This is a genomic window from Diplocloster agilis, from assembly GCF_019042275.1.
GTDB classification, from domain to species: domain Bacteria; phylum Bacillota; class Clostridia; order Lachnospirales; family Lachnospiraceae; genus Diplocloster; species Diplocloster agilis.
In genome coordinates this window covers 83,944-109,882 of the sequence record NZ_JAHQCW010000008.1, presented here as the reverse complement: position 1 = coordinate 109,882, position 25,939 = coordinate 83,944, and the positions used below count along the sequence as shown (strand labels likewise).

Sequence of the window (25,939 nt, the reverse complement as noted above, 5' to 3'; positions counted from 1 at the left end):
AAATGGGACATATTAGCGAACAGAAATATGCTCAGCTGATGACAGACAATAGGCGGAGGTTTTACCGGATCGCCTATAGTTATGTGAAAAATGAACAGGACGCGCTTGATATTGTCAGCGAATCTACATATAAGGGCCTGAAATACTTAAAATCATTAAAGGAAAGCGCCTTTTTTATCACCTGGATGACTCGGATTGTAATCAATACGGCAATTGACCATGAAAGAAAAAATGCCCGGCTGGTCATATTCGGGGATTATATGATGGAGCCGGAAGAGCATGGCCTTACTGGTTTCGATGAGGAAGTTATATTTGACTTATATGACGCAATCGATATCCTGGAGCCGGACGAAAAAACATGTATCATCCTGAAATATTTTGAGGAGTATACCTTTCGTGAGATATCGGAAATTCTGAATATGCCGGAAAGCACGGTAAAATCGAAAATATATAAATGCCTGAGACATATGAAGAATTATATGGAAGGAGTGAAGTGCCATGACAAATTCCGGTAAAGAAAAGTATGATCAGATTCCGATTCCTGAGGATGAACTGTTAGACGCCATAAAAAAAGGTATCCATAAAAAACACCGGCTCCAGAAAAAGAAGCGGTTGAAAAGCTTAACGGCCACGGCGGCTTCCGTCATCATCATTTTGTTTACCTGTGCGAATATACCTGTTTTTTATACATATGCACAGGAAATCCCCATTGTCAGTATGTTTGTTACGGCCTTTCATGTAGGCAGCGGCGGAAAAGAGATGCCGGATGTCGATATTGAAGTTACCGGGGATTCCGGAAATGTAAATATATTTTTTAAACATGAGCATGCCGCGGCGGAAAATGCACTTTCCTATTCCGTCACCTATTTTTCCTCGCCGGTCAGAATGGAAATTGTGTTTTACGGACTTAAGAACGCTGATTTTCATAGGATAGAAGAGGAATTGATGAAAATTGACGCAGTGGCTGATGTATACAGAATTACAGGGAAGGAGAATGACTTAGCATTTTCCGTAGTTTTGGAGAAAGGATATAATTATGAAGTGATGGAGTTCTCCAATCCGGGTTCTTTGTCTATCAACTTTTTTCCGGACGCGTATTATACAGAAGATGAACGGCATCCCGACCAGACGGTCTATTATATAAGATCTAATCCGGTACCGTATGGGAAGAAACTGGAAAGCCTGGTTTCACAATACCGTGACGAGCATCCGTCCCAGGTGAAGACACGGGAGGGGAAGTATATCATTGTGATCGGGGAGTTTGATACAGAGAAAGAGGCCAAGGAAGCTTCCGATACGCTGCGTGATAAATATAACACGGAATATGAATTGTATGTAGGAAGCGGTAAAGTGGGGGAAGGGCCGGTGAATTGATATGCGGAGGCTTTGTATGTCCGCTGCTTATGGCTTGGAACCGCGGGCGGTATTTGGGGACGCTCCGGGTGGCCTGGTTCTTTTGTTAGTGCGACAGCTCCTGTTTATTCCGCTTGGAATCATTTTATCTCATAGAATGTTAATATCATCTAGGTCTTACAGAAATTTTATCCATTTGCTTTCCGGAAAAATAAACCTATAATATTACTAACCTCATCGGGGTTGGTGATTGCAATTACCCATGTAGAATGAACTATCTAATATCCCGGAATCTCTCTACATAAAGACGGTTCCATTCTGGTCGCTTGGATTCCGGGACCATAACTTTTATGCAAGGAGGAAAGGTATGAGGAAATTATGGAGTATTTTGTTGGCTGGAGCGATGTTAGTATCACTGGCCGCCTGCGGTTCGGACAAAAGTACGGGGCAGGAGGCGCAGCCTGAGAATACCGGCGGACAGGAGTCGGCGAAAAAACAGGAGGGAGAAACGGCCACACAAGGGTCAAAGAAAAATACTACTCTTACTATCATGGGATCGGAAGATTGTTTTTCCGAGGTGGAACTGGAACTCTACCAGCAATTCGAGGATGAAACCGGAATCGCCATTGAGCTGATCACAAATCCGAACGACATGAATAATAGTATACTGGGCGCTAAGATCGCAACCAAGGAATTGCCGGATGTGGTAGCCTATTTCAACGGGGAGGGCGGACGCAGTATCCTGATGCCGGAAGATAATTTTCTTCCGATCACGGATGATCCCTGCCTGGAGAATGTAAATAAAGAACTTTTGGACACTTATTTGAACTGGGGCGGCGAAGTATATGGATTTCCGAATGCCGGCGTTCAGAATTGGGGCATTCTCTATAACAAACAGGTTTTTGAAGATCTGGGCCTGGAACAGCCGAACACGTTCGAGGAGCTGGAAGCGATCTGCGGGAAAATAAAAGATTCGGGCGTGATACCGATCTATCTCTCCGGCGGAGATGCCTGGCCGACGGAAACGTGGCTGGATACCTATTGGGGAGCCTATATTGCGGCGCAAGTACCTGATTTTTGGGAACAATATGCGCAGAATAAAGTAAAGCTTGCAGATCTGCCGGAAGCGGTAGAGTGTCTGCAGCGCCAGCTGGACTTTTTTGAGAAAGGATATTACGGAGAGACGCCGTTGTCCGACATGCATGATGGAATGTATGGCGCACTTTATGAAGGCAGAGCCGCAATGTTCGTATTTGGCGATCACGTCTTCGCTTACGGCGCCCAAAAATATCCGGATTTTACGGAGAAGATCGGTCTTATGCCGTTCCCGGTCGATGGAAGCGGAGCTTATGCAGTACCCTGTTCGGAAGCCCTTTATATTAACAAAGACAGTGAGCACATTGAGGAAGCCCTTCAACTGTTTAATTTTCTGGCAAGGCCTGAAAATGTGGAGAAGCAGTATAATGCAGAACAGCAGGCATGCTATTTCGAGGGTGTCACTCTGGATCTGATTCCCCAGATTCAGGAGGCGCAGAAGGCAGTCCAGAGCGGAAAGATTGGCAGCGTATGGTTTGATTATGTCCCCGCCAGCTATTCCCATATAACATATGAAGTGATTCCCGAGATGCTTTTGGGGAATTTAACTCCAAAAGAAGTATTAAAAGCGATCGATGATGAAATCGCGAAGAATGCGGAAGCCCAGGGCCTTCCCGGCTGGTAATCATTCGGCATTCAGAGCGTTTCGGCGATATTCAGATGGAGACATTCCCGTTTCTTTTTTAAACAGCCGGCTGAAATAAAACGGATCGGTAAAGCCGACCAATGTGGAGACATCCTTTAAAAGGGTGTCTCTATTTTGATCGGATAACAGATATTTTGCGTTGGCAATGCGGATCTGGTTTAGGTACCGCAGAGGGGCCACCTGGTAGGCGGCGCGGAACACGCTGCAGAGATACCCTATAGAGTAATGGAAATGTTCGGATAAATCATTTAGGGAAATAGGTCGGTTATAATTGCTCACCATATATTCTTTCATCTGATCGGCAAGATTTTTCGTTTCATACTCATAGTATGAGGTATGAGGGATATCGGAAGTAATATGCTGCTTTAAAAAGGTCCTCAGGTTCATGATTTCTTCCAGTATGTGGTTTGAGCCGTCTAAAGGACAGCTGACGACCATAGTGGTATTCGGAATGAGAAGATAGATTTTCTCCCACAGTTGGGAGAGAGATTCTTCGGATGCATCGGACAAACTGGAGGGGAAACCCAGAATAATAATATACTCATTTGCATATTTTCCGGGTACCACCCAGCATTGGGCTTCCGGAAACAGGTCGTGGGCGCCGGCCGCCGCCTGGTCTTTAAAATGGGGAATCGCGTCCAAAATACCCAAACAATCTTCCGATAGGATAGGGCCGATGCAGATGTAGGCAATCCGGAAGCAGTTTATGTTTTGCAGGCCGGCGGGTACGTTTCGGGTTTTGGGGGAAATGGGAAAAATATTTCTGAAATAGTCGTCTATATTCTGTTTTTTCCGGTTTTCTATTTCTTCCGCTCCATTGGCAATCGTCCGTTTTACTTCATTCGGGATCAGGGGCTTTAACAGGTAATCATACACATTTAGCCGCAGGGAGGTTCTGGCGTATTCGAAGTCGGCATATCCGCTGATGATAATCGGCAGCACATCCGGATAAGCTGCCGTAACCAATTCGATTAATTCAAGGCCTGTCATACCCGGCATCCGAATATCCGTGATCAGCATATCAGGAGGGTTTTTGGGGATCATCTCCCATGCTTCCTGGCCGTCATAGGCATAGCCTGTGATTTCCAATTCGGTATCGAGGGAATGCAGTAACGCGGCCAGCCCGTTTAACAAGAGCTGTTCATCTTCAACCAGAAACACTTTAATCATAAATGAGTCCTCCTATTGTGACCGTGGCGCCGGAGTGAGTGGAATGGATTTCGAAAACGGTATTCTGCTTTTGGCGTATATAGAGTCTTGAAAAGGTATTTAAAACACCCAGCTCATCGGAACGGATGTAGGATGCCTGGCCGCTGTCCAGCAGACGTTTGATCCGCTCCTGCCCGTCGTGGATAGCGGCTTTTGATTCCTCAGAAAACCCGCGGCCGTTATCTGTTATATAAATCTTCCAGGTATTCCCGTCCGCCTCTCCTGAGATATCTATTTTTTTCAGCGCCCGGTCACTGTTGAAACCGTGATAGATGCAGTTTTCGACCAGGGGCTGCAGAATTAGCCTGGGCACAGGTATCTCTTCGAGAGCATGGTCGAACTTAAGGGTGTATTCCAGACGGTCTCCATAACGATATTTCATGAGAGCAAGATAATGTTCCGTATACTCGAATTCCATCTTTAGGGTTGTTGCCGTGTCTACCTCCTGCGTATAGATCAGTATGCGGGATAGATGGGAACACATATTTACGATGTTAAAGTCTCCGCTCGATAGCGCGGCGGAACTGATGGCCGCCAGCGTATTGTTTATAAAATGCGGGTTGAGCTGGGACTGGAGGGCCACGATGGTGGCCTGCAGCTCCCGCATCTGGGATTCCGAGGACAGCACCGCGTACTGCTGAAGCTTTTGCAGCATCTGTCCGGTAGCCTGGGCGAGCTGCCGGGTTTCGTGGGTGGTGCAGTCATCCGGATTGAGCGGAAGTATATAATCGTGGAAATCGATCTTTTTTACTGCTGCGGTCAGCTTTTCCACGGACTGGGAGGTGTATTTGCTGATATAATATACAATCCATATACTGAACAAAGACACCAGGAACGCGAAGAAGAAGGTGGTATTGCGTATATGATACAGATATTCAAATAAATCCATGCGGTTCTCCACTGCCAGAAGAGTAAAGCCGTTATTAAGCTTAATGGAGCTGATGATTTCCCCTTCATATTCAAACTGGCTCGTATCGCCGGAATCCAAATGAGCGCAGGCCTCCTGGTAACGGGAGCGTAAGACTTCTTCGGAAACGGTCACATAGGACGGCGCCGGATACAGCAGCTGCTCACTGCCGTCAAAGATAAAAATATCAACCGTGGGGGCGGGCTGACAGATTTTTTCCAGGTTTTCATAGGACTGCAGCACCTCCGTATATCCGTAGGACACATAGCCTCGTTTGCTGAGCCTGGATGCACTGTAATACAATTTATCGCTGGACGAGGAAAGCGGATCTGCGGAAGGACCCTGAATGCACAGGGAACCATTCAGTAGCTCCGCGTTTTTTACAGCGTCTAATTCTAAGATATCGGAGGTATTCAGATTGCGCCTGGGGGAACCGATGGAGCAGTAATCCCCCCGCACGCCAAATATGCTGGCCCGGGATATCTGATTGGTGATGGAAATATAGGCGGACATATCCTGGGTACAGTTCTTCTTTGCCTGTAGATTAATATCAAAATAATTGGTAGGGCTCAGGTCATGGTTTGCGGCGGTGAGCGCTTCATAGATCGCATCGCTGTAAATAATCTGGAGCAATATGTTGTCCATTAACGAAAAATAGTTTTCCGCCTGACTGGCAACCTGCCCCACAAGCTGTGCCCGGTCATTCAGATACCGTTCCTTGGAATTCTGGTAATCCCGGCCGAAAATCAGCAGAAGATAGGCAATGGTGAAAGCGATAATTACTACGGTAAAGGATAAAAATAAATTTCTTCTTTGAGACCTGTGTTTCATATGGAATTCACCCTGTTCTATAGGAGAGGTATGTTCATTGCTAACAAAAATTATAGCAGAGTTAAAAAAAGAATGACAGAGGGTGGACGCTTTAGATTAAGAATGTCCAGGGCAGATCTTAAGAATGTTCATTTTACTGGCTGGGTCACTCCGGTATAATGATGGAAATAATCGCAAAGAAAGGAGTGAGAAACCATGAAGAAGAGCAAATTCTATCCTCTTTATTTTGTCCTGCCGGTTCTGCTGGTGTATGGCATTTTTTATCTGATCCCCATAACGTTCGGAGAAGTCTATGCCTTTACCAATTGGAATATCTATGTGTCCGATATCAAATTCAACGGACTGGACAATTTCAAGCAGATGTTTACCGACTCATCCACAGCCAGGATATTCTGGCGGGCAGTGTCAAATACCCTCTACTATGCGTTTATGACGTTAATACTGGGTAATATTATATCCCTTATGCTGGCGCTGGCTTTGAACAAAAACTTAAAGACAAAAAGCATTCTTCGGACCATCTACTTTATACCCACGATGCTCTGTGCGCTTGCGGTGGGACTGATTTTTACCGCGGTCTATAATCCACAGTACGGGATTATCAATACGGTGCTGCGGGGAATAGGGCTTGGAAATCTTACGCAGCAGTGGATCGCGGACCCGGCCATCGCCATGAACAGCGTGATTATAGCCGGAATATGGAAAGGCGTCGGTATGACGTCCCTGATTTATCTGGCCGGCCTTCAGGGAATCCCGGGTGAATATTATGAGGCCGCTAAGATTGACGGGGCGGGAAAGATCCAGACCTTTTTTAGGATTACACTTCCGTTGCTGATCTCTTCGGTAACGATCAATCTGTTTTTGGGCTTCGTAGGCGGCCTCAAAGTGTTTGACTTTGTCATTACCATAACAAAAGGAGGGCCGGGAATGCAGACCCAGGTATTGGCTACGATGGTATATAAAGAGCTGTCTGCCGGCAGATATGGAATGGCAACGGCATATGAACTGGTACTGAATATTATTATCGCGGTTCTTGCTTTCGCGGGTCTGGCTCTGTTGAAAAAAAGGGAGGTGGAGCTGTAATGGAATTGCAGACAAAGCGGGGTACCATATTTAATATATGTCTGGAGATATTTTTGTGGCTCCTTTCCCTCACAATTCTGTGTCCGATAGCGGTTGTGGTGGTAAATTCCTTAAAGACGGCGGCGGAAGCGGATTATTTAAGCCTGGAGCTTCCTGCAGTTTTTCAATTCCGGAACTATGTAGAAGTGTTTCAGAAGGCGGATGTGGTCCGATGCTTTGGAAACAGCGTGGTGATAACAGGGGTTACGGTGCTCTTGTGCGTGGTGTTAAGCTCCATGGCTGCTTATGTACTCTCCAGAAACCGTAACAGGCTCAGCCGGTTTTTGTTTTATCTGCTGCTGCTGGGACTTGTGTTCAATATAGCCATGATCCCCACGATTAAGATTATGCAGAGCCTCAAACTGATGAATACACTGACCGGCTTGATTCTGGTCTATACGGCTACCTCGGTCTCATTCTGCGTTTTCATTTATCATGGCTTCGTACCGACGATCTCAACGACCATTGATGAAGCGGCGATTATTGACGGCTGCAGTCCCTTGCGGGTGTTTTTCCAGGTCATATTTCCGCTGTTGAAGCCTGTGAATGCCACCATCGTCATAGCGGTATTCGTATCCATTTGGAATGAATTCCGGATGCCGCTCTACCTGATGAACGATCCGAAAAGATGGCCGATTACCATGACGATTTATAATTTCTGCGGGCGGTACAGCTCGCAATGGAACATGGTGTTCGCAGATATCGTGCTGGTGACCCTCCCGATCGTGATTATATATTTCCTGTGTCAGAAATACATTATCGACGGGATGACGGCCGGGGCCGTAAAAGGATAAGGACGGCAGAGGAACGGGGAGGTTATATGAAGAAGCCATTTTATGTTTATTTTGTACCAAAGACACATCACGACCTGGGGTACACGCAGGCAATCGATGAGCTTTTGGAAACCTATTGTGGTTATTATGACGACGTGTTGGATTTCTGTGACCGTACGGCAGATTATCCGGCCGAAGCGCAGTACCGGTATACCGTGGAGTCCTTCTGGTCTTTGGACTACTATCTGAAACACACGTCAAAGGCCAACCGGGAACGTATGAAGGACTATGTAAAAAGCGGCAGGATTGAGATACAGGCATTTTATGCCAATGTCATAGACGGTATCTGTTCGGAGGAGGAAATTGCACGGCTGATGTATCCGTCTGCGGCTTATGCTAGGGAATGCGGCGTAAAAATCACCTCCGCAGCCTTAACGGATATACCCGGAATGAGCGCGGGGATTATCAAAGCCCTTTCTGAGGCGGGCGTCCCCTATCTGTTTACCGGTTTTCCGACCTATTTCGAATGGGAAGACTGTGAAGGCAATCGTTTGGAAAATAAAAAATCTTTTTGGGACGAAAAAAAGCTCTTTGACTGGGGATATCCGGCGGCATATCGGTGGAAAGCACTTGACGGGGGCCAGGTCTTTACGTGGTACCAGTTCGGCTATGGGCATATGAGCAAAGTGATCCGAACCGTGTTTGAAGCGGAAGTTTATGAGGAGGTATGCAGGGAGCTGCCGGAATATATAGCGGAACTAAAGGCAAAAGGAGTCCCGTATCAGGTCATGCGCTATGTGGATCACGGTATGGATAATGTACCGCCTGTCATGGCTATTTCCGATGTGGTCAGGCGCTGGAACCAGGAGCATGAGGATATCAAATGCATTGTGGCGACGGAAAGCATGTTTTTTGAAGCGCTGCAAAGGGATTGTGAGGGTAAAACGCGAAAGACGGTCGTGGGGGAACTGCCTCATACGGATTATACCACGTGTTCTGTCTCAGAAGCGCAGATGTCCGCGCTGAATGCCCGGACAAAAGGAAAGCTTTCGATACTGGAGAAGCTGAATGCAATGTCGCTTTTATCAGGACGCGGGAATGATATCAGAGAGGCGATGGAATCGGCATATTCGGATGTTATCTTATATGACGAGCATTGCTTTGGCATGGACACCTTTGGCTATCAATATGAGTATAACAGGTCCCTGAAGATGAATTACGCGTTCCGGGCTGCAAAAAAGGTCCGGGAACTGTGGGATGCTGTAAAATCCGCTGCCGCTGGAAATGAAGAGAATATCTATACCTTATTCTGTGCATCGGGCAGGAAGGGTAAGTCGGCGGCCACATTATTGCAGTGCGGGCCGCGTGAAAAGGAGCCGGGAAATGATACATATATGCTAATAGATGCCGCTATCATAGAGCCTGGAAAAACCGAGGTCAGAAACATGGAATCGGAAAAAACAGATTTAATAAAACATGCGGTTCTTGTTCAGTGTGACATGATAGAGGATGTCCGGCTGCCGGTCTGTGGGCTGACAGACAGATACGCCATGAAACTTCCGGACGAAGCGGTCAAACAGTATACCATCGTAACGCCAGAAAGAGGTAATCTTACCCTGACACAACTGCGGCCTGCAGGAAGTATTGCGATCCCGGAAGAGGTAAAATGCACGGAAAACATATTTGAAAACCGCTTTTACCGGTTGGAGTTCGATACGGTCAACGGCGTATTGGCCGGGGTATATGATAAAGAGACCGGCAGGTACGTTATGGATAAGAGCCGCCCGGCAGGGCAGGTATTGGTCAGAAATATAGAGACGAACGAGATCTTAGAGCCGAAAATGGAGCGTATGTATCACCGCATGTCGGGAGCGGTGGCGGATAGTATGGTGCTATACCACACGGTTTATTCGATACCGATGATCGTAACGGAGATCACGCTGTACCACACCATGAAAAGGATTGATTTTTCGTACCGGCTGGTTCTGGACAGAATACCGCTGCGGGAGGCATTTGTGGTATTTCCATTTCAAATGGAGAGTCCCAGGTTTACATTCCAGGGGATCGGAACACCGGTGCGGGTTTTTGAAGATATCGTAGAAGGCGGGAATACAAATCAGTTCGCATGCCAGCACTGGTGTAAGGCGGAAGGAAAAGATTATGCCTGTCTGTTGATTATGGACGAAGCGCGTATCATGGAATTCGGAGGGATTCATCCGACGGCGGTATCCCAGGCGCACCGGCATTTAAGCCCGGCAGGGTCCCAGGAGCCGTACGTGAACGGAAGAGATATGAAAAACGCCAGCATGGCATCGATGATTTTATATAATAACTGCCAGACGAATTTCCCTCCGGTACAGCAGGGCGAAGTGATCTACCGCTACTCGGTAACCACAGGGAGCCGGGTGCAGGCGGAATCCTTTGCGGAAAACGCCATATATCCGCCTGTGATTCTGCCCGGCACCATGCCTTGCGAAGAGGTCAATGTAGATCCGGAAAATCTCTGTATTACCTGCTTTAAAAAGGCGGAAAACAATGACGGATTCATTATCAGAATCAAAGAGACAGAGGGACGGGCGGTGGAGGCGGGGCTTTCGTTTGCGGATCGGAAAGTATGCTCCGCCGTAAAGTGCACCATTACGGAAGAAGACATCTGTGAGATAGCGCCGGAGCGTATACCCGTAGGGGCGTATGAAACGGTTACGGTAAGGGTACGGTTTTAAAGATCGGTTTATTTATGCCGGCTATATGACGGCGGAAGGAGGATATATGAGTTATATCAATACAGTGTTGGGACCCATTGCGCCGGAACAGCTTGGGATCACCATGATGCACGAGCACCTTTTATGGAACCAGGAAGTTTATCAAAAAGAGATCGATCCGGAGAAGCCGGAAGAAGCATTTCTGGCCAGAAAGATTTGCTTGGAGGATCTCTGCAAGATCCGCTTGTGCCATATGCATAATCACAGGGATAATGCGAAGCAGCTGGATACGGAGGAAGCGGTACCGGAGGTGATGCGTCTTAAGAAGGCCGGCGGCGGCGCCCTGGTAGACTGTTCCTGCCTGGGAATCGGGCGGTATCCGGAAGCGGAGAAAATAATATCCCAAAAGACAGGGCTTCATATTATCATGGCAACCGGCGTTTATGTGCAGGGCTCCTGCGCTGAGACTAAGAACCTGACATGTGAAGAAAAAACGGAGCTGTTCGTAAGGGAACTGACCGAGGGAGTGGACGGTACGGATATCAAAGCGGGAGTGATCGGGGAGATCGGCGTCACCGAAGACTTTCCCGAATGCGAGCAGCAGTCCCTGGCCGCCGCCGCAAAAGCTCAGTCTGCGACAGGGGCGGCCGTACTGATTCATCAGCCCGGATTAAAGAAGATCGGCCATGACATCCTGGACGTCTTTGAAGAAAACGGCGGAGACCTGAAAAAAACGGTATTGTGCCACTGTGATCCCTTCAGCGGGGATGCGGGCTATCTGGAGCGGCTCCTGCAGCGCGGCGTCAATATTTCCTTCGATCAGTTCGGATTGGAGTTCCTGATTAAGGTGGAAGGTGAAAAAGGACTGTGGCTGCCGCGGGATATTGACCGGATTCGGAGGATTGCCCGGCTCTGCGAGCTGGGTTACGGCAAACAGCTGGTACTGTCCCAGGATTTGTGCTTCAAGGTCTGCTATGTAAAAAACGGCGGGGGCGGATACGCGCATATTCTGGAAAATATTCTCCCGCTTATGCGTCTGGAGGGTATCCGGGATACGGCAATCAGGCGCATGCTGGTATCGAATCCGGCCAGAATTCTGGCGCTGCCTGAATAGGATCAGGAAAGAAGCAAAATTGGATAAAAACAGGAGGTAAGGAAAATGCCATTGTATGAAGATAAGCATAACGCGGAAAATGTGATCAGAATCAGTAAGGAATCCAGAGAATCGGCCGTATTTGGTACGGATAAGGTAGTGGAATTGATCGCGGATGAGATGCAGGCTGCGGGCGTGGTAGCCCTTGACGGCTGGTATGGAGTGGATTATCAGGCGATTGCGGAAAAGGTGCATTTGGAACTGGAGCGGCGAGGGGCGGACTGTGAGTTTATTGATGCAAGTACATTATATATTACACAGGAGGAGCTTGCGAAATATAAACAGCCTTATGTTACGGAAGATCCGGGGTTTGGGTATGTCAATGACAGCGGCATGATTTCGGATATTATGGATGCGGACGCATGGAAAGCGCTATATGATAAGCTGGGACAGGCGCAGAAGCCGGCTATGGTGTACGGACCGGGGGCTGCGGTACCGGAACTTAAGAGCAGGTATAACAGAATCTTTTACCTGGATATTACCATGCAGCGCCTTGAACTTAAAATGTGGGAAGGGGAACTGATCCCGTTTGGCTGTACGAAACCGGCTCAAAGCTATAACTGGAAAGAGTATCATTATAATGATTTCTATCTGTTATACCGCCACAAGAAATACATGCTGACACAGATGGATTATTTTGTGGAGGCTTTCGATACGGAGGATCTGAAACTGGTTCCCCGGACTGCCTATGACGAAATGATAAACACCGCTGTGAAATATCCGATCAAACAGGTACAGATCTTCCAGCCCGGCCCATGGGGGGCATACCGGCACAAAGACCTTTGGGAGATCGAGGGCCTTGAGATATCCGCTTGGAATAAGATGTCCGGGCCGGAAATGTCGGTGGTGATCGATTTCGGCGCGGAACGCACGCTTAATTTCCCGTTGATCAATCTGCTGCAATATAACCGGGAAGTGACAGGCGACTATATGGCTGAAAACTATCCGGACTTGTGGCCCCTTGATATCTGGCTGGATGACGGGTATTTTCCGGACCGGCAGCCTGCGGAGCGCATTTCCATGCCGATCCATAATCATCCGGGAAGCCGTTATGTAAAGCAGCATTTCAATGAGCCGTTGGGCAGATATGAAACTTATTATATCGCAGAGGCATATGAAGGCGCGAATACGTGGATGGGGTTCAAAGACAACTGTGATCTGGAAGAGTTTGAAAATAAGTGCTATGAGTCCAATAATCTGGAGCCTATTGAAAACTGGAAAGATTATATTGCGAACTGGAAGTCCAATGTAGGGGATTTGTATCTGATTCCGCCGGGAACGGCTCATGGACACGGCGGCAACCAGATGGTGCTGGAAATGGACACCAGCCCTTCTATAGCCGGAACCGAGTATTCCTTCTTCCAGTACGATTTCGCCCGTCCGTCATGGGATGATGAAAAGAAGACTATGACCGGTAAGCCGCTGAAAATGCATCTGGAACATGCATTTGACAATGAACACTGGCGGCGGGCCGGGTATGTGCAGGAGAACCTGCGCGCCCGGGCGGAGGTAACCCTCTGGACAAAAGAATATTGGATGGATAAGTTCTCTAGTCTGCCGGAGATGCCGTTTGATATAGAACGGATCTATTTCGATAAGCGGGGTGAATATACGACGGCAGGCAGGCATCTGCAGATGATCACCTTGACGGTTGGCCATAATGTGACTATACGCAGTAAAACCAACCCGGAATTATGCGCAAGTATAGAAAGGCTGCAATGCGCAGCGGTACCCGCGTATTTTGGCGACTATGAAATGATATCGGAAGACGGCTGCTTTTGTACCTGTGTGATTTTCTATATGAAAAAATAAAATAACTGGGAGTCTCCCGGAAGAGAACCCAGGAAAGCGCGTCCCCGATAAATGGCGCGATTTCATAATAGGCGCTGGTTTTGGCAGCGCCTATTATGCTGTGCGTAGACATAAAAGAAAAGGTTCAGCCTGTTCTCTAATACCTTTTCGAATCAAACCGGGCAGGAACATACCAATACCGGCTCCAAGATACAGGCTTTGACCATTTTCCTGATCCATTCTGGTAGGATGAAAGAAGGGCGGCACATATATGATAATTTACAAGAATTTTATCTGCCTTTATGTTATAATAATGCTAAAGCAAATATGGATTCCAGGCATTGGTTGAGGTGGTTTAAAATCATACGTATGCCGGGGATTTGACTATCAGAAACTTCTTAGGACAATCAGAAAGAGAGGAGTATCCTATGAAAAAACTAGCGGTTGTTATGATGTTGTGCGCAGTCTTGAGTATGGCAGGGGTGAGCGGATGCGCTTCCGGAAACGGAAATACTGCTAAGCCTTCCGCGGATTCAGCTACACCGGAGCCGGCGGGAAAGGAAGCGGAACAGGACAGTGAAACTACTCCGGTAGGAGCAGAGCAGGAAAACAAATCCGCCCAGGAACAGGAACCCGGTCAAAAGGATGTGACGGATCAGGGAAGCAGTTCTTCGGGTAAGGAAGGCGCGGCGGCGGATGGAAAAGCCGCTGAGTTACAGTTGTCCGAAGCGGGCAAAGAGTTTTTGAGAAAAATGTGTTATTGCCTGCCGGAATTTTCTGATCCTGCCGAGATGGATGATGAATTCTGGCATGAGTTTATCTTCTTGTCATATACCGGCGCCTGGGGAGATGAGGAGATCGAGGAAGTAACGCGGGAAGACCTGCAGATGCAGGAAAAGGTAGTGAAGGTTAGCCTTGAAGATATGGAGGCCTATGTGAAATTGGCCTTAGGCGTGGATCTGCCGGATTATAAGCCTGCGTTTGAGGATATGAGTCCGGGACAGACGTCCTGCTTTTACCGGGATGGTTATTATTATATCGGTCTTTCGGATTTTCCGGATTTCACATTTACGTATCAGGACGGTACCCTTGAAGGGGATGATATCTATATAGTGAAATATAATACTGCGTTTGAAGGGGATGAAAATGCGGGTTCCGTGGTGTTCCGGGTGCGTCCTGCGGATAACGCCAATGGGTTTGTTATCGTAGGGAAGACGGTGAACCGGTGAGTTTATTTGCATTATCATTAGTGGAAAGGCTGTTGAAACCGTAAATATACTCGGATGAATGAAGGAGGTGCTCCTATGAGAGCAATGCGAGAAGTAAAAATATATTCCGCTGAGGATCGGGTACAGGCGGATATGATTTTGGAAGTACTCAAGAAAAATGACATCCCCGCATTCCGGCAGGGAGTGGGCAGCGGCGGAATCATGGATGTATACGGAGGAAACTCCATATTTGGAGAAGACATCATTGTTGACAGGGATGACGCAAAGAGGGCGTTAGAGGTGCTTCGGACGATCGGCATCTGTGAACCGGAGGAATAAGATTTTATGAACAGACATTTTCCAGCTATGAGCCGGAAGGATAGCGAAAGCTAGCCCTCCGGCTCTTTCTGCCATAGTAATCAAGAAGGCTGGCCCCCCTCTTTCCTGCGGTATTGCAAAGGCGTCATCTGATAGACTTTACGGAATGTATTACAAAAGTGTTCCGAGGTGGCGTAGCCTGCCGCCTCGGCGATTTTTCCCACCGGCAGATCGGTGGATTCCAGCAGAAGCCTGGCTTTTGCCATCCTGGCCTGTACACGTTTCTGGTTAAAGTCCATGCCGTAATAGGTTTGCAGCAGCCGCTGCGTCTGTCTTGTGCTCAGGCCGATCCGGGAGGACAGTGAAGAAAGGGTGATCGTCTGGAATTCCGACAAAAAAGCGCATTCGATCAGATAAAAGCGTTTGCTGTTCAGGTCGATTTCACCGGCAGCGGGCGTAGTTACATTTCCCTGGAGCTTACGGCTGTCTCTTATATTGCGGACCAGAAGCAGAACCAGCTGCTTTAAGTAACAGCTTACCATAAGGTCCGTTTCAGGACTTTTTTGCGCCAGCTCAGTGAAGATATGATCCAGCAGCGGACGGATTCCGTGATGATCCCTGCCGATCCAAAATGGATGTTCCAGTAGAACGCGGACGACAGAATCTTCTTTCTCAGAACCGGGCGCAGCGGCCGATTTGCCGGTAAGCGCAGAGACTTTGTAGTAGACGCATGCCTCCGCCATGGGATTTTGCTCCGGCAGCAGCTGGCTGTGGGGGATATGGGGACCTGTCACATAGAGAATACCGGGATACAGGTCAAAACGCTGGCCGGATGCGATCAGCGTGCCATAACCCGATGTAATATAGTGCACCTCATAGATTCCGGTACTGTGCTCATGCTCCGGCACCGGCGCCTGCATTATGGAAGAGGAGAGCTGGGGGGTGAGGAACAGCCAGGAGCCCAGCTGAAACGGATAATCGGCCATAGGAATCCTCCGAAGGTCATGTGTTAATAGGATACTGTTAAGTTTAATTTCAGGACAGCATTTTGTCAACTCGCACATTTCTTTTTGCGGCGGCTGCTTGCTGCAGCGCCTATGTTTTTGCATCTTGATTCCGATGGACAATTAGAACAGAAAAATATGCGTATACGACATCGACGCCAGGAGAATGTCCTCTGCCTGTCTGGATTTTACCCGTCGCCAAGGGATAGAATAAAAGAAAAATGTAAAAGGGGTATAAGCAATGAAAAAAAGATATGCCAGCACTTGGGAATCGCTGAAAGAACATCAGGTTCCGCAGTGGTACGAGGACGGAAAATTCGGTATTTTTATTCACTGGGGTTTGTATTCGGTTCCGGCTTTTGCGCCGCAGACATGGGAACTGGGGGAAGTCCCTCCGGATGAAACCTGGTTTTCCAACAATCCTTACGCCGAGTGGTATTATAATTCCATCCATGTGGGTTATGGGCCGTCGTATGATTACCATGTAAAAAAGTACGGGAAGGATTTCAAATACGAGCAGTTTGCGGACATGTGGAAGGCGGAGAAATGGAACCCGGCCGAATGGGCCAGGCTGTTTAAAAAAGCGGGAGCGGAATATGTGGTACTGACGACCAAGCATCACGATGGATTCTGTCTCTTCCCGAGCAAATATACCGATTATAACGCTTCGAAAAGAGGCCCGCAGCGGGATATCGTCGGAGATCTGACGGACGCGGTGCGGGGAGAGAATCTGCGGATGGGTCTTTATTATTCGGGAATCGTGGACTGGACTTTCGCGGATGATCCGATCCTGAATAATGACGACCTGTTCCACACGGCCAGCCCGACGTTCGCATACGCGGATTACGCGTATAACCAGTCCATGGAGCTGATCGACCGCTACGCCCCGTCCGTATTCTGGAACGATATCGGATGGCCCCGCCAGGGAGAACACAATCTGCCTTATCTGCTGTCGCATTACTATAATACGGTGGAGGACGGTGTGGTAAATGACCGGTTCAATGACCTTTACTATGACTTTACCACGAAAGAATACCAGTCCGGAAGCGCCAACCGCAGGGAAAAATGGGAAATGTGCCGCGGAATGGGCCTTTCCTTCGGCTATAATGCCATGGAGAGCGACGACAAGATAATCAGCATCGAGGATGCCATCAGCCTGCTGGTTTCCACCGTAGCCAACAATGGAAATCTGCTGCTGAACATCGGGCCCAGAGCGGATGGCACGATTCCGGAAGAACAGGAAAAACGCCTGCTGGCCATCGGAGAATGGCTTGGCGTTAATGGGGAAGCGATCTACGGAAGCCGCTGCAGCAGCAGGGAATCCATAAAATATACGGATCAGATCCAGGTGCATTTTACAGAACGGGACGGCGCGCTCTATGTGCTGATCGATGCCAAGGGCAAAAGCCAAGTCTCGGTTACGGTTCCCGGCCTGAGCGGAAACGCCGTACCGCTGGACCCGAAAGTGGAAGCGGATACTGCTAAGATCGACGGGGGGCTGCGCTTTACGGTTAAGAATTTTGGCGACTCACAAAACGTTGCGGTTTTCCGCCTGAATAGGATTATGTAATTGCAAAGAATTATTTCTAAAAAATGACAACTGCCGTCCGATGGGGCGGCAGTTTGTCAGTTAAAGGAAGGTGTACGATTGGGGGGCGGATGAACAAAAAAGGATATGTTAACATAAAGTTATGATGCGAAAGGAGCCGTTTGACATTACCGCACGCTGATATTAGAATGGAAATAGCTAGGTCGTGTTTATTTGCTTTTGGCAGAAAAGATGTACGATAAAAATCATAAGCTGAGGAGATGCGAAAATGAAAAAAATGCAGTGGGTCAGCATCTGTGTCTTGATTGTCACCGTACTTGTAATGGTCGTAAATAAATTTATCTTCCATTTGCCTGATTGGCTCATAAGAACAGATGGTATTGTAATGTTAATTGGAGTAATTACAGTTTCTTACAGTACAGTAAAGATTCAAAAAGGGAAGCAATAAAGCACGGTATTGACAGCTCACTCTTTGAGGAAACGGCAGAATATATTCCTCTGGTGGTGGATGACATTTGTACCGTGGAAAGTCTGTTTGCGGCAGACAGTGTCAGGAAATTCCAGGAAGAATACCATGACACTTTGGAATATGCCGGACTTTTACAACAAGGATATGGATTTTCCATTACACTATCCAAACATAACAGGGAGTAACAATGAAGAGATTAGAAATATCATTTTCGGATACAGACGAAAAAGTTATCATAGATGAAACCTCGTTGATTATAGCCATTGATAACAAAACCACAACTGACGGTTTAACAGAGTGCTTTATAATGGAATTAGATGAGGACTTGCCAAATAATTTATTAAAACGACCATTGATGTTTTATATTTATGACGATTTACCAATCTTGAAATTATATAGAAGCGCATATATTTCCGATTATCAATGGAACGATTAAAGTGACTAATTCATTAGATTGTTTGCTATGTCTTGTTGGATAAAGGTAACAAGAACCTTCGACAGAGAAGATGTGCTCGACAAAAGCTATATGCTGGAGGTGCTATAAATGCAACATGAATGTAAAATTACGGTGTTGGAAACAAAGGTTTTTCCGGAATATCAAGAAAAATATCTTGCTGATCCGAAGTCGGGTGCCTGCCCATGTTTCAAAGTTGGAGATACTTTCACATTAAAGAGAACGCCAGAGAGGGACGATTTTTACCATCTGCTCAATGGACAGTTTTGTGGAGAAGCGTGGGATGCCATCAGCAGATATGTTTACACAGCTTTACAGGGTGGTTCAATCATGCATAATTGGACGAATGATGACAGGATGATGATTGCCTGCTGTAACGATGGAACAAGACCAGTTATTTTTAAGATTGAAAGAATTGATATTCCTGAAACAGAGGAAGAAAGGGCATGGCTTGAGAAACAGGATTTTTCAAATAGTGCAGATAAGGCTTATACTGGCTAAGTGACAATTCCTATTTTTCATGCATCGCACGTAAGCGGCTATAAGGCAGCCGTTAAGTGCTCATAGCTATAAAATATGAATCAACTGGAGCAATTCATATATAACAGGTATAAAAAGAGACGGCAGCATATTTCCAACCGGGAACTTCTTGCCGAAGGATACGTTGATACCCACGCAGAAAATCAATGCGGAGCCTATGTAAGAAAGATTGGCGATCAACGGGTCGCTGACGAACACCCCGAACAGCGAGCACAGCACAGTAATCAGGCCCTGATAAACAAAGATCGGGATGGCGGAGAAAAGCACCCCGATACCGTATGTGGACGCGCAGACCAGGACGATCACGAAATCCAGCACGGACTTTACCGCCAGCATGGAGTAATCCCCGGTCAGTCCATCCTGGAGCGCCCCCACGATGGCCATGGCGCCCACGCAGATAATCAAAGAAGTATTGACAAAGCCCTCTACAAAATGGTTGTCATTTTTCGCATGGACGGCGGCCTTTAACTTTTCTCCGATCTGTTCCATTCTGGCTTCCACGTTAATGATCTGCCCCAGCAGGCTTCCGAGAACCAGGGAGAATATGAGAAGCATCGTGCCCTGCGTCTCGATACCGGTTTCAGTTACCACCAGCATATGCTGCAGTGTGCCGGTGACGCCGATAAAAATGATGGCGACGCCGCTTCCTTTCATCATGGTATCCTGTATCTTTTCATTAAGACCGTTTTTAAACAACATGCCGAGGGCGCTTCCCCCGATGACGGCCGCTGTGTTGATCAATGTCCCTAACCCAATCATAAGTTCCTCCCCATGTATGCTTTTCCATCACCGTTCAGGCATCCGACGGCTTTTTCGGCGGAACCGAATAATACTGGACGGATGACTAATAATACTATAAGATAAGCTTAAGATTAAGTAAAATTAATAAAATTTAGAATAATTATAAATATTATTTATAGCTATGAGCACTTAGCGGCTGTCCTTTAGCCGCTTACGTGCGATGCATGAAAAATAGTCAGCGAGGCTTTTTCGAGCGCTACTATTTTTTATTGATAATAAGTGACAGGTGATAGGGCTATGGATCTCAGGGAATTGCGGATATTTGTCAAGGCAGCGGAAAAACTGAATTTTTCAAGAACCGCGGAAGAGCTTGGTTATACCCAGGCCAATGTAACCCTGCAGATTAAGAATCTGGAGGCGGAGCTGGGGGTTTTGCTCTTTGACCGGATCGGAAAAAATATCTATCTGACGCAGGACGGGAATTTGTTCCTGACCTACGCCAGGCAGGTGCTCTCGGACAGCGATTCGCTGAAAGAATTATTTCACACGGAAAAACGGCATGCGGGAAAGATCAATGTGGGTATGTCGGAATCGATTCTGGCGGCCGAATTTCCCGGTATGATTCAGGAATACCACCGGAAATACCCGAAGATTCAGGTCTGCGTCAAGGTTGGAACAAGGGAAATGATGTATGATATGCTGCTGCACAATGAACTGGATTTCGCATATATCATCGATCAGAATATCATTGGTTCCGAATGGGTAGGGCGTGTGATCAAAGAAGAGACCGTCTATTTTCTGGCGTCGCCGGAGCACCCGCTGGCAGTCAGAGCAAAGCGCGGGGAGAAGATCGGCATTGAAGAGATATTAAACGAAGAACTGATCCTGACGGAATGCCATGTGGGATACAGCTATGCGTTAAGCCAGCTGTTATCCCTGAACGGCATGACGCTTAGTCCTTATCTGGAAACCGGGAATACGGAGGTGATCCGCAGACTGCTGGAGCAAAACCAGGGGATTTCCTATCTGCCGCTGTATATCGTGGAGAAGGAACTGGCGGATAAAACCATCGTACCAATCCGGATTCCCGAATATGAGGTGCTTATTTACCGCCAGGTGTTCTGGCATAAGAACAAATTCCTGACGGTTCCCATGAAGGAATTTATGCGGCTGCTGGAAGACAGGTCTGATCCTCCGGTCATTCCCATTTAAAACAGGTAACGGATACGAAAATGCAGACGGCGGCGACGACGGCCATCACAATGACAGGAAATAAAGTCTGGCCGGCCCCCGGCCCCAAAGTGGCTGCCTTCAGCAATTTGATCCCCTGGGTCAGCGGCAATATATCCGCAGCCTTTTGAAGCGCCGCCGGCATTACCTCGTAAGGCAGGGTCGCGCCCGAGAAAATCAGCATGGGGAAATACAAGATACTGGCGGTCACGCCGGCAATTTTAGGATTCGGGGCAATGCCGCCCACCATCATGCCGATGCTGAACATGGACAGGATCACCAGAAGATAACCGCCTAAAAAGTGCAGTAAGGATCCGGAAAACCGGTACGCAAAGAATAAAGCGGCCGTAAGGTACAGAAGGATAAGGGAAACTACCGAATACAACGTATAGATAGTTACCTGGACGGCCAGGATCAGGGAAGGGCTTACCGGAGTTACTTTATAATGCTTTAAGATACCCTGGCTTCTGTATTCTGAGACGACCAGCGGCAGTCCCATCACCCCGCCGGCGCAGATGGAGATAGCGGCCAGCGCCCCGAAGGATTGCTCCAAAAATGTATATCCCGCGCCTTCAAAGGCCGGCTTGTTTCCATATATTACCCCAAGAATGATAAGTACAATCAAGGGCATACAAATCGCAAATATGAACATATCCATTCCCCGCAGGGACAATTTCAGCTCCGTCTTTAACATGGTCTTAAAAGCTTTCATTTGTTTCTTCCTCCCTTTCCGCATACCAAAGATAGGCGTCCTCGAATTTATCGCAGGAACTGTTTTTTACCGCTTCCGAAACCGTGCCGGAAAACACGATGTTTCCTTTTCTTAAAATACAAATGCGATCGCACAGTACCTCAACCTCATCCATAAAATGGGAAGTCAGAAGAATCGTTACCCCTTTTTCTTTGAGGGCAAAGAGTATTTTCCAGACATCCCGGCGGGCCTTCGCGTCCAGCCCTGTGGTCAGCTCGTCCAGAAAGACGACTTCGGGATCGGGAATGAGGGCCAGAACGATAAACAAGCGCTGGCGCTGCCCGCCGGACAGATCTTTGACCAGGCTTTTTTTACAGCCGCCGATGCCGAAGCGGTCCAGCAGCTCATCCGGGCAGGCCGTCTGCCGGTACAAAGACGCGGTGACTTCGCACAGCTCGGATACGGTTATTTTGTCCGGATAGCTGGCTTCCTGAAACTGCACGCCAACCTTCTCGAACAGCTGTCTGCGGTCCGTCAGCGGATTCATGCCCAGCACGGATACCTTTCCGCCGTCCGCTTTTTTGGTGCCTAAGATGCACTCCATAGTGGTACTTTTTCCGGCCCCATTAGCGCCCAGCAGTCCGAAGACCGTTCCCCGGGGGACGGACAGGTTTATGTTGTCCGCCGCGATCCGCTTGCCATAAGATTTTGTGAGATGCTCCACTTTAATGATTTCCTGCATATGTTTACCTCCTTGTTTGTGAAAAAAGAATACCACCAAGAAAAACATTGGTGGTAAAGTGGAGGGTTTAGGAAAAACGGATTTTCATCGCCTGCAGTTTTTCGATTAAAAGCAGGGCGTTATGTTCGGCGGCGGACAGGGAAACGATCAGTTTATCGCACACCGAGATAATGTCCGTGTCTTCCTCCGGCGTGTTGAGCGCCTCTTTGAGATCCGCGTCCGGATTGGCCGATAATTGCTGCAGCATGCGCAAAATCGCTTCCAGTGAATAGTTGGCGCAGCGCAGGGAACGAATAATTTTCAAACGTTTGATGTCCTGGTCTGTGTACACCCGGTATCCGTTTTGTTTTCGCCTGACCGAAAGCAGGCCGTTCATCTCCCAATTCCGCAGAGTATCCATGGAAATATTCAGATAGGCGGATACTTCCCTGCGTTTCAGAAAACGCGCGTTTTCCTGGGGCTGCCCGGCCAGGATGCGTTTTGCGATTTCAACCGCCTCCTCCGCGTTTTGACGCTCTTGGCCGAGCTGGGTCAGATATTCCTGTGTGAGGGCCAGCGCATGATCAAAGTTACCTGAGGCTGACGCTTTTACCATGCGGACAATTTTTTTCCGAAGGCCGTTTTGCAGCACCTCAACCTGAAAAGCGAGCCGCACGAGCTTGAACTGCTCGATATGAAAATCCGTGTATATGCGGTAGCCGTTAGGCCTCCGCTCCGGTTTTGGTATAAGATCCAATTTTTCATACAGCCGCACCGTATTCGGATGCACTCCGACGATGGCCGCCACCTGGGAAGTTCTGTAAGTATTCATGGATGTACCTCCTGACTAAGAAGATCATATCATAGTTGAAAAGGCTGGTGTTATAGTGGAGGGTTGCAGATGCTTTAGTATTCCTGAATAGCGGACCGGCTATTACGAAATAAAAATAAATATAGTCAATTAGGTTCCGGGAATATATAATAGAGACAGTATTTTATTATACCGGATGTGTGATAGGATGTTATAGTGAGACTATATAATAATTTGACAGCGGCAGTATTGAAAACAGGAGGACTACTTGGATGCTTAGAAAACTTACATTATTAAGCTTGATACTATTGGCCTTTCAGACGCTCGGATGCGGGAAAACTCCGGAACGGGAAGATTATTCTTCCTATAGCGGTTTATGGACCACGGGAGGCTATTCGGCGGACTACACAAGGGCGCAGGGCGGCGCGAGCTTGTCGGTGGAAATCGAACAGACGAAGATGACAGGAAGCTATTACTATAATACCAGCTCCTATAACCGGGAAGCCGGAGTGGATGAGATTTCCTGTGAGATTAAGGCTGGACAGGCGGAGTATTCTTTTGCCGACGACGGCTGGGGCAGCAGTGGTGTGCTGCGGTTTGCATTCAACGGGGATGAGATCACCGTAACGGTGGAAGACTTAAAGTTAAGTGACAGCAATCCGATCGGCATGTCGGTCACCGGTTCCACAGTGCGGCGCCAGGGAAGCGTATCAGACCCGGAAATATTACCGGACGGCGGCTCGTCAGGAGAAAATGAGCCGGCGGCATACAGGGAACAATGTTCTTTTTGGCCCGAGGTAGTGGGGTGGCATGAACAGCACGAACGCACCGGTATGGACATTGTCATGGAGCCGATGTTTGAAACGGACAAAAGAAAATATGAAGAGGAAGATTTTCAGGATTGCCCGAGTCTCATAATCCATCTGGCAAAAAATGAAATCTATGCCAGACATGGTTACATGTTCAGCGATCCGGATCTGGATGCATATTTCCGGGGACAGGAATGGTATAATCCCGAAACGGCGGCGGACGAGTTTGATGCCTCGGTGTTTAATGAGGTAGAGCAGGGAAATGTGGAACTGTTGGCTAAGCTGGATCATTGGGAGCCTTAATTGGGCTGCCGTGTGCAGGATGCGGTAATGGGGCAGTTTTCGGAGGATGAAAAATGGACGGATATCAGGTCAGATTTATAGACAAAATATTGGACAATGTGCATGGCTTTATTGAATTCACGGCCGTGGAAAAGGAAATTATAGAGCTCCCGATTTTTAAGCGACTGCAGAGTATCAAACAGCTGGGGCTTACGAACTGGATATTCCCGGGAGCGGAACATACCCGATTTATCCATTCCCTGGGCGTAATGCATCTGGCGGATCAGATGGCGATCCAGCTGCGGTATTCCGGCGAAGAACGGCAGCTGGTTCGGCTGGCCGGGCTGCTTCATGACATCGGGCATTACCCGCTTTCCCATGTGGGGGAGCGGGCGTATAAAAGCCTGCCTGCGAATCCCGAGGACGTTGTGAGGAATCAGAAGCAAAGGGTGATCGATGGACTTCATTCCGTTGGGGATACCCGGCTGCACTATATGCAGGAACCCTCGAATCCCTATCACCATGAACATATTACGGAACAGGTGATTAAAAGCGACGGGGATATCCGCGGTATCATTGACAGACATTGCGGCGGCTGTCCTCTGATCACCATTGAAAATATCTGTGATATTATAGTTGGAAATGTGGAACGCAATCCCAAAATCTCCGGCCTGGTGCAGCTGGTCCATTCCGAACTGGACGCCGACCGGATCGATTATATCATGAGGGACGCCACGTTTTCCGGGACCAGCTACGGCGGATTTGAGCTGGGCCTCTTTTTGAGAAATTTAGCGAGGACGGATTATCACGGCGGGGAGATTATCGGGGTTCATCCCAAAGGGATATCCATCGCCGATCAGTTCCTGATGAACCGCTATTATTCTTATACCCAGGTCTTTTTTAACCGGCATGTTTCCATACTGGAATTCATGGCCCGCACACTGACGGAGATCTTCATCAGCAAGAATACCAGCGAGTATCCGTCTCCCGAGGTGCTGCTCCAGTATATCAAGAAACATAACGGTAAGACGGAGTTTTTGTATTTTACAGACCGGGCGTTCTGGGACAGCGTGCATCATGTGTCCATGGGATATTCCCCTTATGCGGATGTATTCCAGGAACTTCTGCTGAAATACCAGGAACTGGATCTGACGGAGAATAAGCAGATCTCCGTGACCTTTTCGAGCGAGGAAGAATTGCGGGAGCATCTTAAGGAAAACCCGATCTGCCGGAATGTATACAGGGATGATGCCGAAACGGTTCCGATTCTGAATATCGAGAGCTTTACCCATCAGCAGCCTTCGGCGGTGTATGAACAGAAGCTGCTAAAACTTCTGGAAGAGGGTAAGATCAGCCCGCAGCAGGCAGATATCATGAGGATACGGCGGCTTCAGGAGGGGATTACGATTATTGAGGAGGGGAAGGAACCCATCCTGCTGTCGGACAGCCCGGCGTCCCTGATGTCCCGCCTGTATTCGACCAAGGTTTGTATTTTAAGAGAGTATGCGCTTCCGGTACAAATGTAAACGGACG

General features: G+C 48.0%; 24 protein-coding genes. 17 read left to right on the top strand and 7 right to left on the bottom strand.

All coding sequences use genetic code 11. The features are described 5' to 3' along the window. The first annotated feature begins 2 nt into the window (after positions 1 to 2). From KTH89_RS07100 to KTH89_RS07090, 3 genes are all read left to right on the top strand, one after another. Positions 3 to 515: a sigma-70 family RNA polymerase sigma factor gene (locus tag KTH89_RS07100; RefSeq protein WP_238721199.1), complete on the top strand. Its 513-nt coding sequence runs from the start codon at positions 3 to 5 to the stop codon at positions 513 to 515. Then, positions 499 to 1,374 carry a hypothetical protein gene (locus tag KTH89_RS07095; protein WP_238721198.1) on the top strand — a complete coding sequence of 292 codons (876 nt, stop codon included), beginning with the start codon at positions 499 to 501 and terminating at the stop codon, positions 1,372 to 1,374. Before KTH89_RS07100 ends, KTH89_RS07095 begins: the two co-directional genes overlap by 17 nt. Before the next feature lie 346 nt (positions 1,375 to 1,720). Then, positions 1,721 to 3,073: an ABC transporter substrate-binding protein gene (locus KTH89_RS07090; protein ID WP_158343575.1), complete on the top strand. Its 1,353-nt coding sequence runs from the start codon at positions 1,721 to 1,723 to the stop codon at positions 3,071 to 3,073. Here the strand turns inward: KTH89_RS07090 and KTH89_RS07085 are convergent, their stop codons facing one another. Both KTH89_RS07085 and KTH89_RS07080 read right to left on the bottom strand, forming a co-directional pair. Beyond that, the gene (locus KTH89_RS07085) at positions 3,074 to 4,264 is read right to left on the bottom strand and encodes a response regulator transcription factor (protein ID WP_238721197.1); all 1,191 of its coding nucleotides are present in this window, start codon (positions 4,262 to 4,264) and stop codon (positions 3,074 to 3,076) included. Beyond that, on the bottom strand, positions 4,257 to 6,041 hold the full coding sequence (locus KTH89_RS07080) for a sensor histidine kinase (protein WP_158343579.1): 1,785 nt from the start codon (positions 6,039 to 6,041) through the stop codon (positions 4,257 to 4,259). The genes KTH89_RS07085 and KTH89_RS07080 overlap by 8 nt, the downstream gene beginning before the upstream one ends. A gap of 195 nt (positions 6,042 to 6,236) precedes the next feature. Here KTH89_RS07080 and KTH89_RS07075 point away from each other — a divergent pair, with 195 nt between their 5' ends. The 7 genes from KTH89_RS07075 (at position 6,237) to KTH89_RS07040 (ending at position 15,126) form a co-directional block, all read left to right on the top strand. Beyond that, positions 6,237 to 7,121 (top strand): carbohydrate ABC transporter permease, encoded by an 885-nt coding sequence (locus tag KTH89_RS07075; RefSeq protein ID WP_238721196.1) that lies wholly within the window; start codon positions 6,237 to 6,239, stop codon positions 7,119 to 7,121. Beyond that, positions 7,121 to 7,954: a carbohydrate ABC transporter permease gene (locus KTH89_RS07070; RefSeq protein ID WP_238721195.1), complete on the top strand. Its 834-nt coding sequence runs from the start codon at positions 7,121 to 7,123 to the stop codon at positions 7,952 to 7,954. The genes KTH89_RS07075 and KTH89_RS07070 overlap by 1 nt, the downstream gene beginning before the upstream one ends. A gap of 26 nt (positions 7,955 to 7,980) precedes the next feature. Beyond that, positions 7,981 to 10,656 (top strand): glycoside hydrolase family 38 N-terminal domain-containing protein, encoded by a 2,676-nt coding sequence (locus KTH89_RS07065; RefSeq protein WP_238721194.1) that lies wholly within the window; start codon positions 7,981 to 7,983, stop codon positions 10,654 to 10,656. Positions 10,657 to 10,702: 46 nt separating this feature from the next. After that, on the top strand, positions 10,703 to 11,749 hold the full coding sequence (locus tag KTH89_RS07060) for a phosphotriesterase family protein (RefSeq protein WP_238721193.1): 1,047 nt from the start codon (positions 10,703 to 10,705) through the stop codon (positions 11,747 to 11,749). 45 nt (positions 11,750 to 11,794) lie between these two features. Beyond that, positions 11,795 to 13,600: a cupin domain-containing protein gene (locus tag KTH89_RS07055; RefSeq protein WP_238721192.1), complete on the top strand. Its 1,806-nt coding sequence runs from the start codon at positions 11,795 to 11,797 to the stop codon at positions 13,598 to 13,600. 407 nt (positions 13,601 to 14,007) lie between these two features. Then, a complete protein-coding gene (locus tag KTH89_RS07045) occupies positions 14,008 to 14,808 on the top strand; it encodes a hypothetical protein (RefSeq protein WP_238721191.1) in 801 nt (266 codons plus the stop codon). 75 nt (positions 14,809 to 14,883) lie between these two features. Beyond that, the gene (locus KTH89_RS07040) at positions 14,884 to 15,126 is read left to right on the top strand and encodes a putative signal transducing protein (RefSeq protein ID WP_238721190.1); all 243 of its coding nucleotides are present in this window, start codon (positions 14,884 to 14,886) and stop codon (positions 15,124 to 15,126) included. 80 nt (positions 15,127 to 15,206) lie between these two features. Here the strand turns inward: KTH89_RS07040 and KTH89_RS07035 are convergent, their stop codons facing one another. Beyond that, positions 15,207 to 16,091, bottom strand: coding sequence for an AraC family transcriptional regulator (locus tag KTH89_RS07035; RefSeq protein ID WP_238721189.1), 885 nt, complete (start codon positions 16,089 to 16,091; stop codon positions 15,207 to 15,209). Positions 16,092 to 16,350: 259 nt separating this feature from the next. Here KTH89_RS07035 and KTH89_RS07030 point away from each other — a divergent pair, with 259 nt between their 5' ends. The 4 genes from KTH89_RS07030 (at position 16,351) to KTH89_RS07015 (ending at position 19,082) form a co-directional block, all read left to right on the top strand. Further along, a complete protein-coding gene (locus KTH89_RS07030) occupies positions 16,351 to 17,679 on the top strand; it encodes an alpha-L-fucosidase (protein WP_238721188.1) in 1,329 nt (442 codons plus the stop codon). Positions 17,680 to 17,926: 247 nt separating this feature from the next. After that, on the top strand, positions 17,927 to 18,106 hold the full coding sequence (locus tag KTH89_RS07025; RefSeq protein WP_238721187.1) for a hypothetical protein: 180 nt from the start codon (positions 17,927 to 17,929) through the stop codon (positions 18,104 to 18,106). 208 nt (positions 18,107 to 18,314) lie between these two features. Next, the gene (locus KTH89_RS07020; RefSeq protein WP_238721186.1) at positions 18,315 to 18,563 is read left to right on the top strand and encodes a hypothetical protein; all 249 of its coding nucleotides are present in this window, start codon (positions 18,315 to 18,317) and stop codon (positions 18,561 to 18,563) included. Positions 18,564 to 18,671: 108 nt separating this feature from the next. Further along, on the top strand, positions 18,672 to 19,082 hold the full coding sequence (locus tag KTH89_RS07015) for a TIGR04076 family protein (protein ID WP_158343603.1): 411 nt from the start codon (positions 18,672 to 18,674) through the stop codon (positions 19,080 to 19,082). Positions 19,083 to 19,148: 66 nt separating this feature from the next. Here KTH89_RS07015 and KTH89_RS07010 read toward each other — a convergent pair whose 3' ends face one another. After that, the gene (locus KTH89_RS07010; RefSeq protein WP_238721185.1) at positions 19,149 to 19,880 is read right to left on the bottom strand and encodes a DUF554 domain-containing protein; all 732 of its coding nucleotides are present in this window, start codon (positions 19,878 to 19,880) and stop codon (positions 19,149 to 19,151) included. Between the two features lie 279 nt (positions 19,881 to 20,159). Here KTH89_RS07010 and KTH89_RS07005 point away from each other — a divergent pair, with 279 nt between their 5' ends. Beyond that, on the top strand, positions 20,160 to 21,074 hold the full coding sequence (locus KTH89_RS07005) for a LysR family transcriptional regulator (RefSeq protein WP_238721184.1): 915 nt from the start codon (positions 20,160 to 20,162) through the stop codon (positions 21,072 to 21,074). Here KTH89_RS07005 and KTH89_RS07000 read toward each other — a convergent pair. From KTH89_RS07000 to KTH89_RS06990, 3 genes are all read right to left on the bottom strand, one after another. Then, entirely contained in the window at positions 21,061 to 21,804 is a 744-nt protein-coding gene (locus KTH89_RS07000) for an ABC transporter permease (RefSeq protein ID WP_238721183.1), read from the bottom strand. The genes KTH89_RS07005 and KTH89_RS07000 overlap by 14 nt on opposite strands. Continuing rightward, positions 21,791 to 22,525 carry an ABC transporter ATP-binding protein gene (locus tag KTH89_RS06995; RefSeq protein ID WP_238721182.1) on the bottom strand — a complete coding sequence of 245 codons (735 nt, stop codon included), beginning with the start codon at positions 22,523 to 22,525 and terminating at the stop codon, positions 21,791 to 21,793. Before KTH89_RS06995 ends, KTH89_RS07000 begins: the two co-directional genes overlap by 14 nt. A gap of 67 nt (positions 22,526 to 22,592) precedes the next feature. After that, positions 22,593 to 23,336 carry a MerR family transcriptional regulator gene (locus tag KTH89_RS06990; protein WP_238721181.1) on the bottom strand — a complete coding sequence of 248 codons (744 nt, stop codon included), beginning with the start codon at positions 23,334 to 23,336 and terminating at the stop codon, positions 22,593 to 22,595. Positions 23,337 to 23,587: 251 nt separating this feature from the next. Between KTH89_RS06990 and KTH89_RS06985 the strand changes: the two genes are divergently transcribed. Together KTH89_RS06985 and KTH89_RS06980 are read left to right on the top strand one after the other, a co-directional pair. Next, entirely contained in the window at positions 23,588 to 24,427 is an 840-nt protein-coding gene (locus tag KTH89_RS06985; protein ID WP_238721180.1) for a YARHG domain-containing protein, read from the top strand. 53 nt (positions 24,428 to 24,480) lie between these two features. Beyond that, on the top strand, positions 24,481 to 25,932 hold the full coding sequence (locus KTH89_RS06980; protein WP_238721179.1) for an HD domain-containing protein: 1,452 nt from the start codon (positions 24,481 to 24,483) through the stop codon (positions 25,930 to 25,932). The last annotated feature ends 7 nt before the right edge of the window (positions 25,933 to 25,939 follow it).

Excerpts from the sequence above, each read along its gene's own strand:
- KTH89_RS07100 (WP_238721199.1), top strand. The coding sequence starts at position 3 with ATGGGACATATTAGCGAACAGAAATATGCTCAGCTGATGACAGACAAT.
- KTH89_RS07095 (WP_238721198.1), top strand. The coding sequence starts at position 499 with ATGACAAATTCCGGTAAAGAAAAGTATGATCAGATTCCGATTCCTGAG.
- KTH89_RS07090 (WP_158343575.1), top strand. The coding sequence starts at position 1,721 with ATGAGGAAATTATGGAGTATTTTGTTGGCTGGAGCGATGTTAGTATCA.
- KTH89_RS07085 (WP_238721197.1), bottom strand. The coding sequence starts at position 4,264 with ATGATTAAAGTGTTTCTGGTTGAAGATGAACAGCTCTTGTTAAACGGG.
- KTH89_RS07080 (WP_158343579.1), bottom strand. The coding sequence starts at position 6,041 with ATGAAACACAGGTCTCAAAGAAGAAATTTATTTTTATCCTTTACCGTA.
- KTH89_RS07075 (WP_238721196.1), top strand. The coding sequence starts at position 6,237 with ATGAAGAAGAGCAAATTCTATCCTCTTTATTTTGTCCTGCCGGTTCTG.
- KTH89_RS07070 (WP_238721195.1), top strand. The coding sequence starts at position 7,121 with ATGGAATTGCAGACAAAGCGGGGTACCATATTTAATATATGTCTGGAG.
- KTH89_RS07065 (WP_238721194.1), top strand. The coding sequence starts at position 7,981 with ATGAAGAAGCCATTTTATGTTTATTTTGTACCAAAGACACATCACGAC.
- KTH89_RS07060 (WP_238721193.1), top strand. The coding sequence starts at position 10,703 with ATGAGTTATATCAATACAGTGTTGGGACCCATTGCGCCGGAACAGCTT.
- KTH89_RS07055 (WP_238721192.1), top strand. The coding sequence starts at position 11,795 with ATGCCATTGTATGAAGATAAGCATAACGCGGAAAATGTGATCAGAATC.
- KTH89_RS07045 (WP_238721191.1), top strand. The coding sequence starts at position 14,008 with ATGAAAAAACTAGCGGTTGTTATGATGTTGTGCGCAGTCTTGAGTATG.
- KTH89_RS07040 (WP_238721190.1), top strand. The coding sequence starts at position 14,884 with ATGAGAGCAATGCGAGAAGTAAAAATATATTCCGCTGAGGATCGGGTA.
- KTH89_RS07035 (WP_238721189.1), bottom strand. The coding sequence starts at position 16,091 with ATGGCCGATTATCCGTTTCAGCTGGGCTCCTGGCTGTTCCTCACCCCC.
- KTH89_RS07030 (WP_238721188.1), top strand. The coding sequence starts at position 16,351 with ATGAAAAAAAGATATGCCAGCACTTGGGAATCGCTGAAAGAACATCAG.
- KTH89_RS07025 (WP_238721187.1), top strand. The coding sequence starts at position 17,927 with ATGAAAAAAATGCAGTGGGTCAGCATCTGTGTCTTGATTGTCACCGTA.
- KTH89_RS07020 (WP_238721186.1), top strand. The coding sequence starts at position 18,315 with ATGAAGAGATTAGAAATATCATTTTCGGATACAGACGAAAAAGTTATC.
- KTH89_RS07015 (WP_158343603.1), top strand. The coding sequence starts at position 18,672 with ATGCAACATGAATGTAAAATTACGGTGTTGGAAACAAAGGTTTTTCCG.
- KTH89_RS07010 (WP_238721185.1), bottom strand. The coding sequence starts at position 19,880 with ATGATTGGGTTAGGGACATTGATCAACACAGCGGCCGTCATCGGGGGA.
- KTH89_RS07005 (WP_238721184.1), top strand. The coding sequence starts at position 20,160 with ATGGATCTCAGGGAATTGCGGATATTTGTCAAGGCAGCGGAAAAACTG.
- KTH89_RS07000 (WP_238721183.1), bottom strand. The coding sequence starts at position 21,804 with ATGAAAGCTTTTAAGACCATGTTAAAGACGGAGCTGAAATTGTCCCTG.
- KTH89_RS06995 (WP_238721182.1), bottom strand. The coding sequence starts at position 22,525 with ATGCAGGAAATCATTAAAGTGGAGCATCTCACAAAATCTTATGGCAAG.
- KTH89_RS06990 (WP_238721181.1), bottom strand. The coding sequence starts at position 23,336 with ATGAATACTTACAGAACTTCCCAGGTGGCGGCCATCGTCGGAGTGCAT.
- KTH89_RS06985 (WP_238721180.1), top strand. The coding sequence starts at position 23,588 with ATGCTTAGAAAACTTACATTATTAAGCTTGATACTATTGGCCTTTCAG.
- KTH89_RS06980 (WP_238721179.1), top strand. The coding sequence starts at position 24,481 with ATGGACGGATATCAGGTCAGATTTATAGACAAAATATTGGACAATGTG.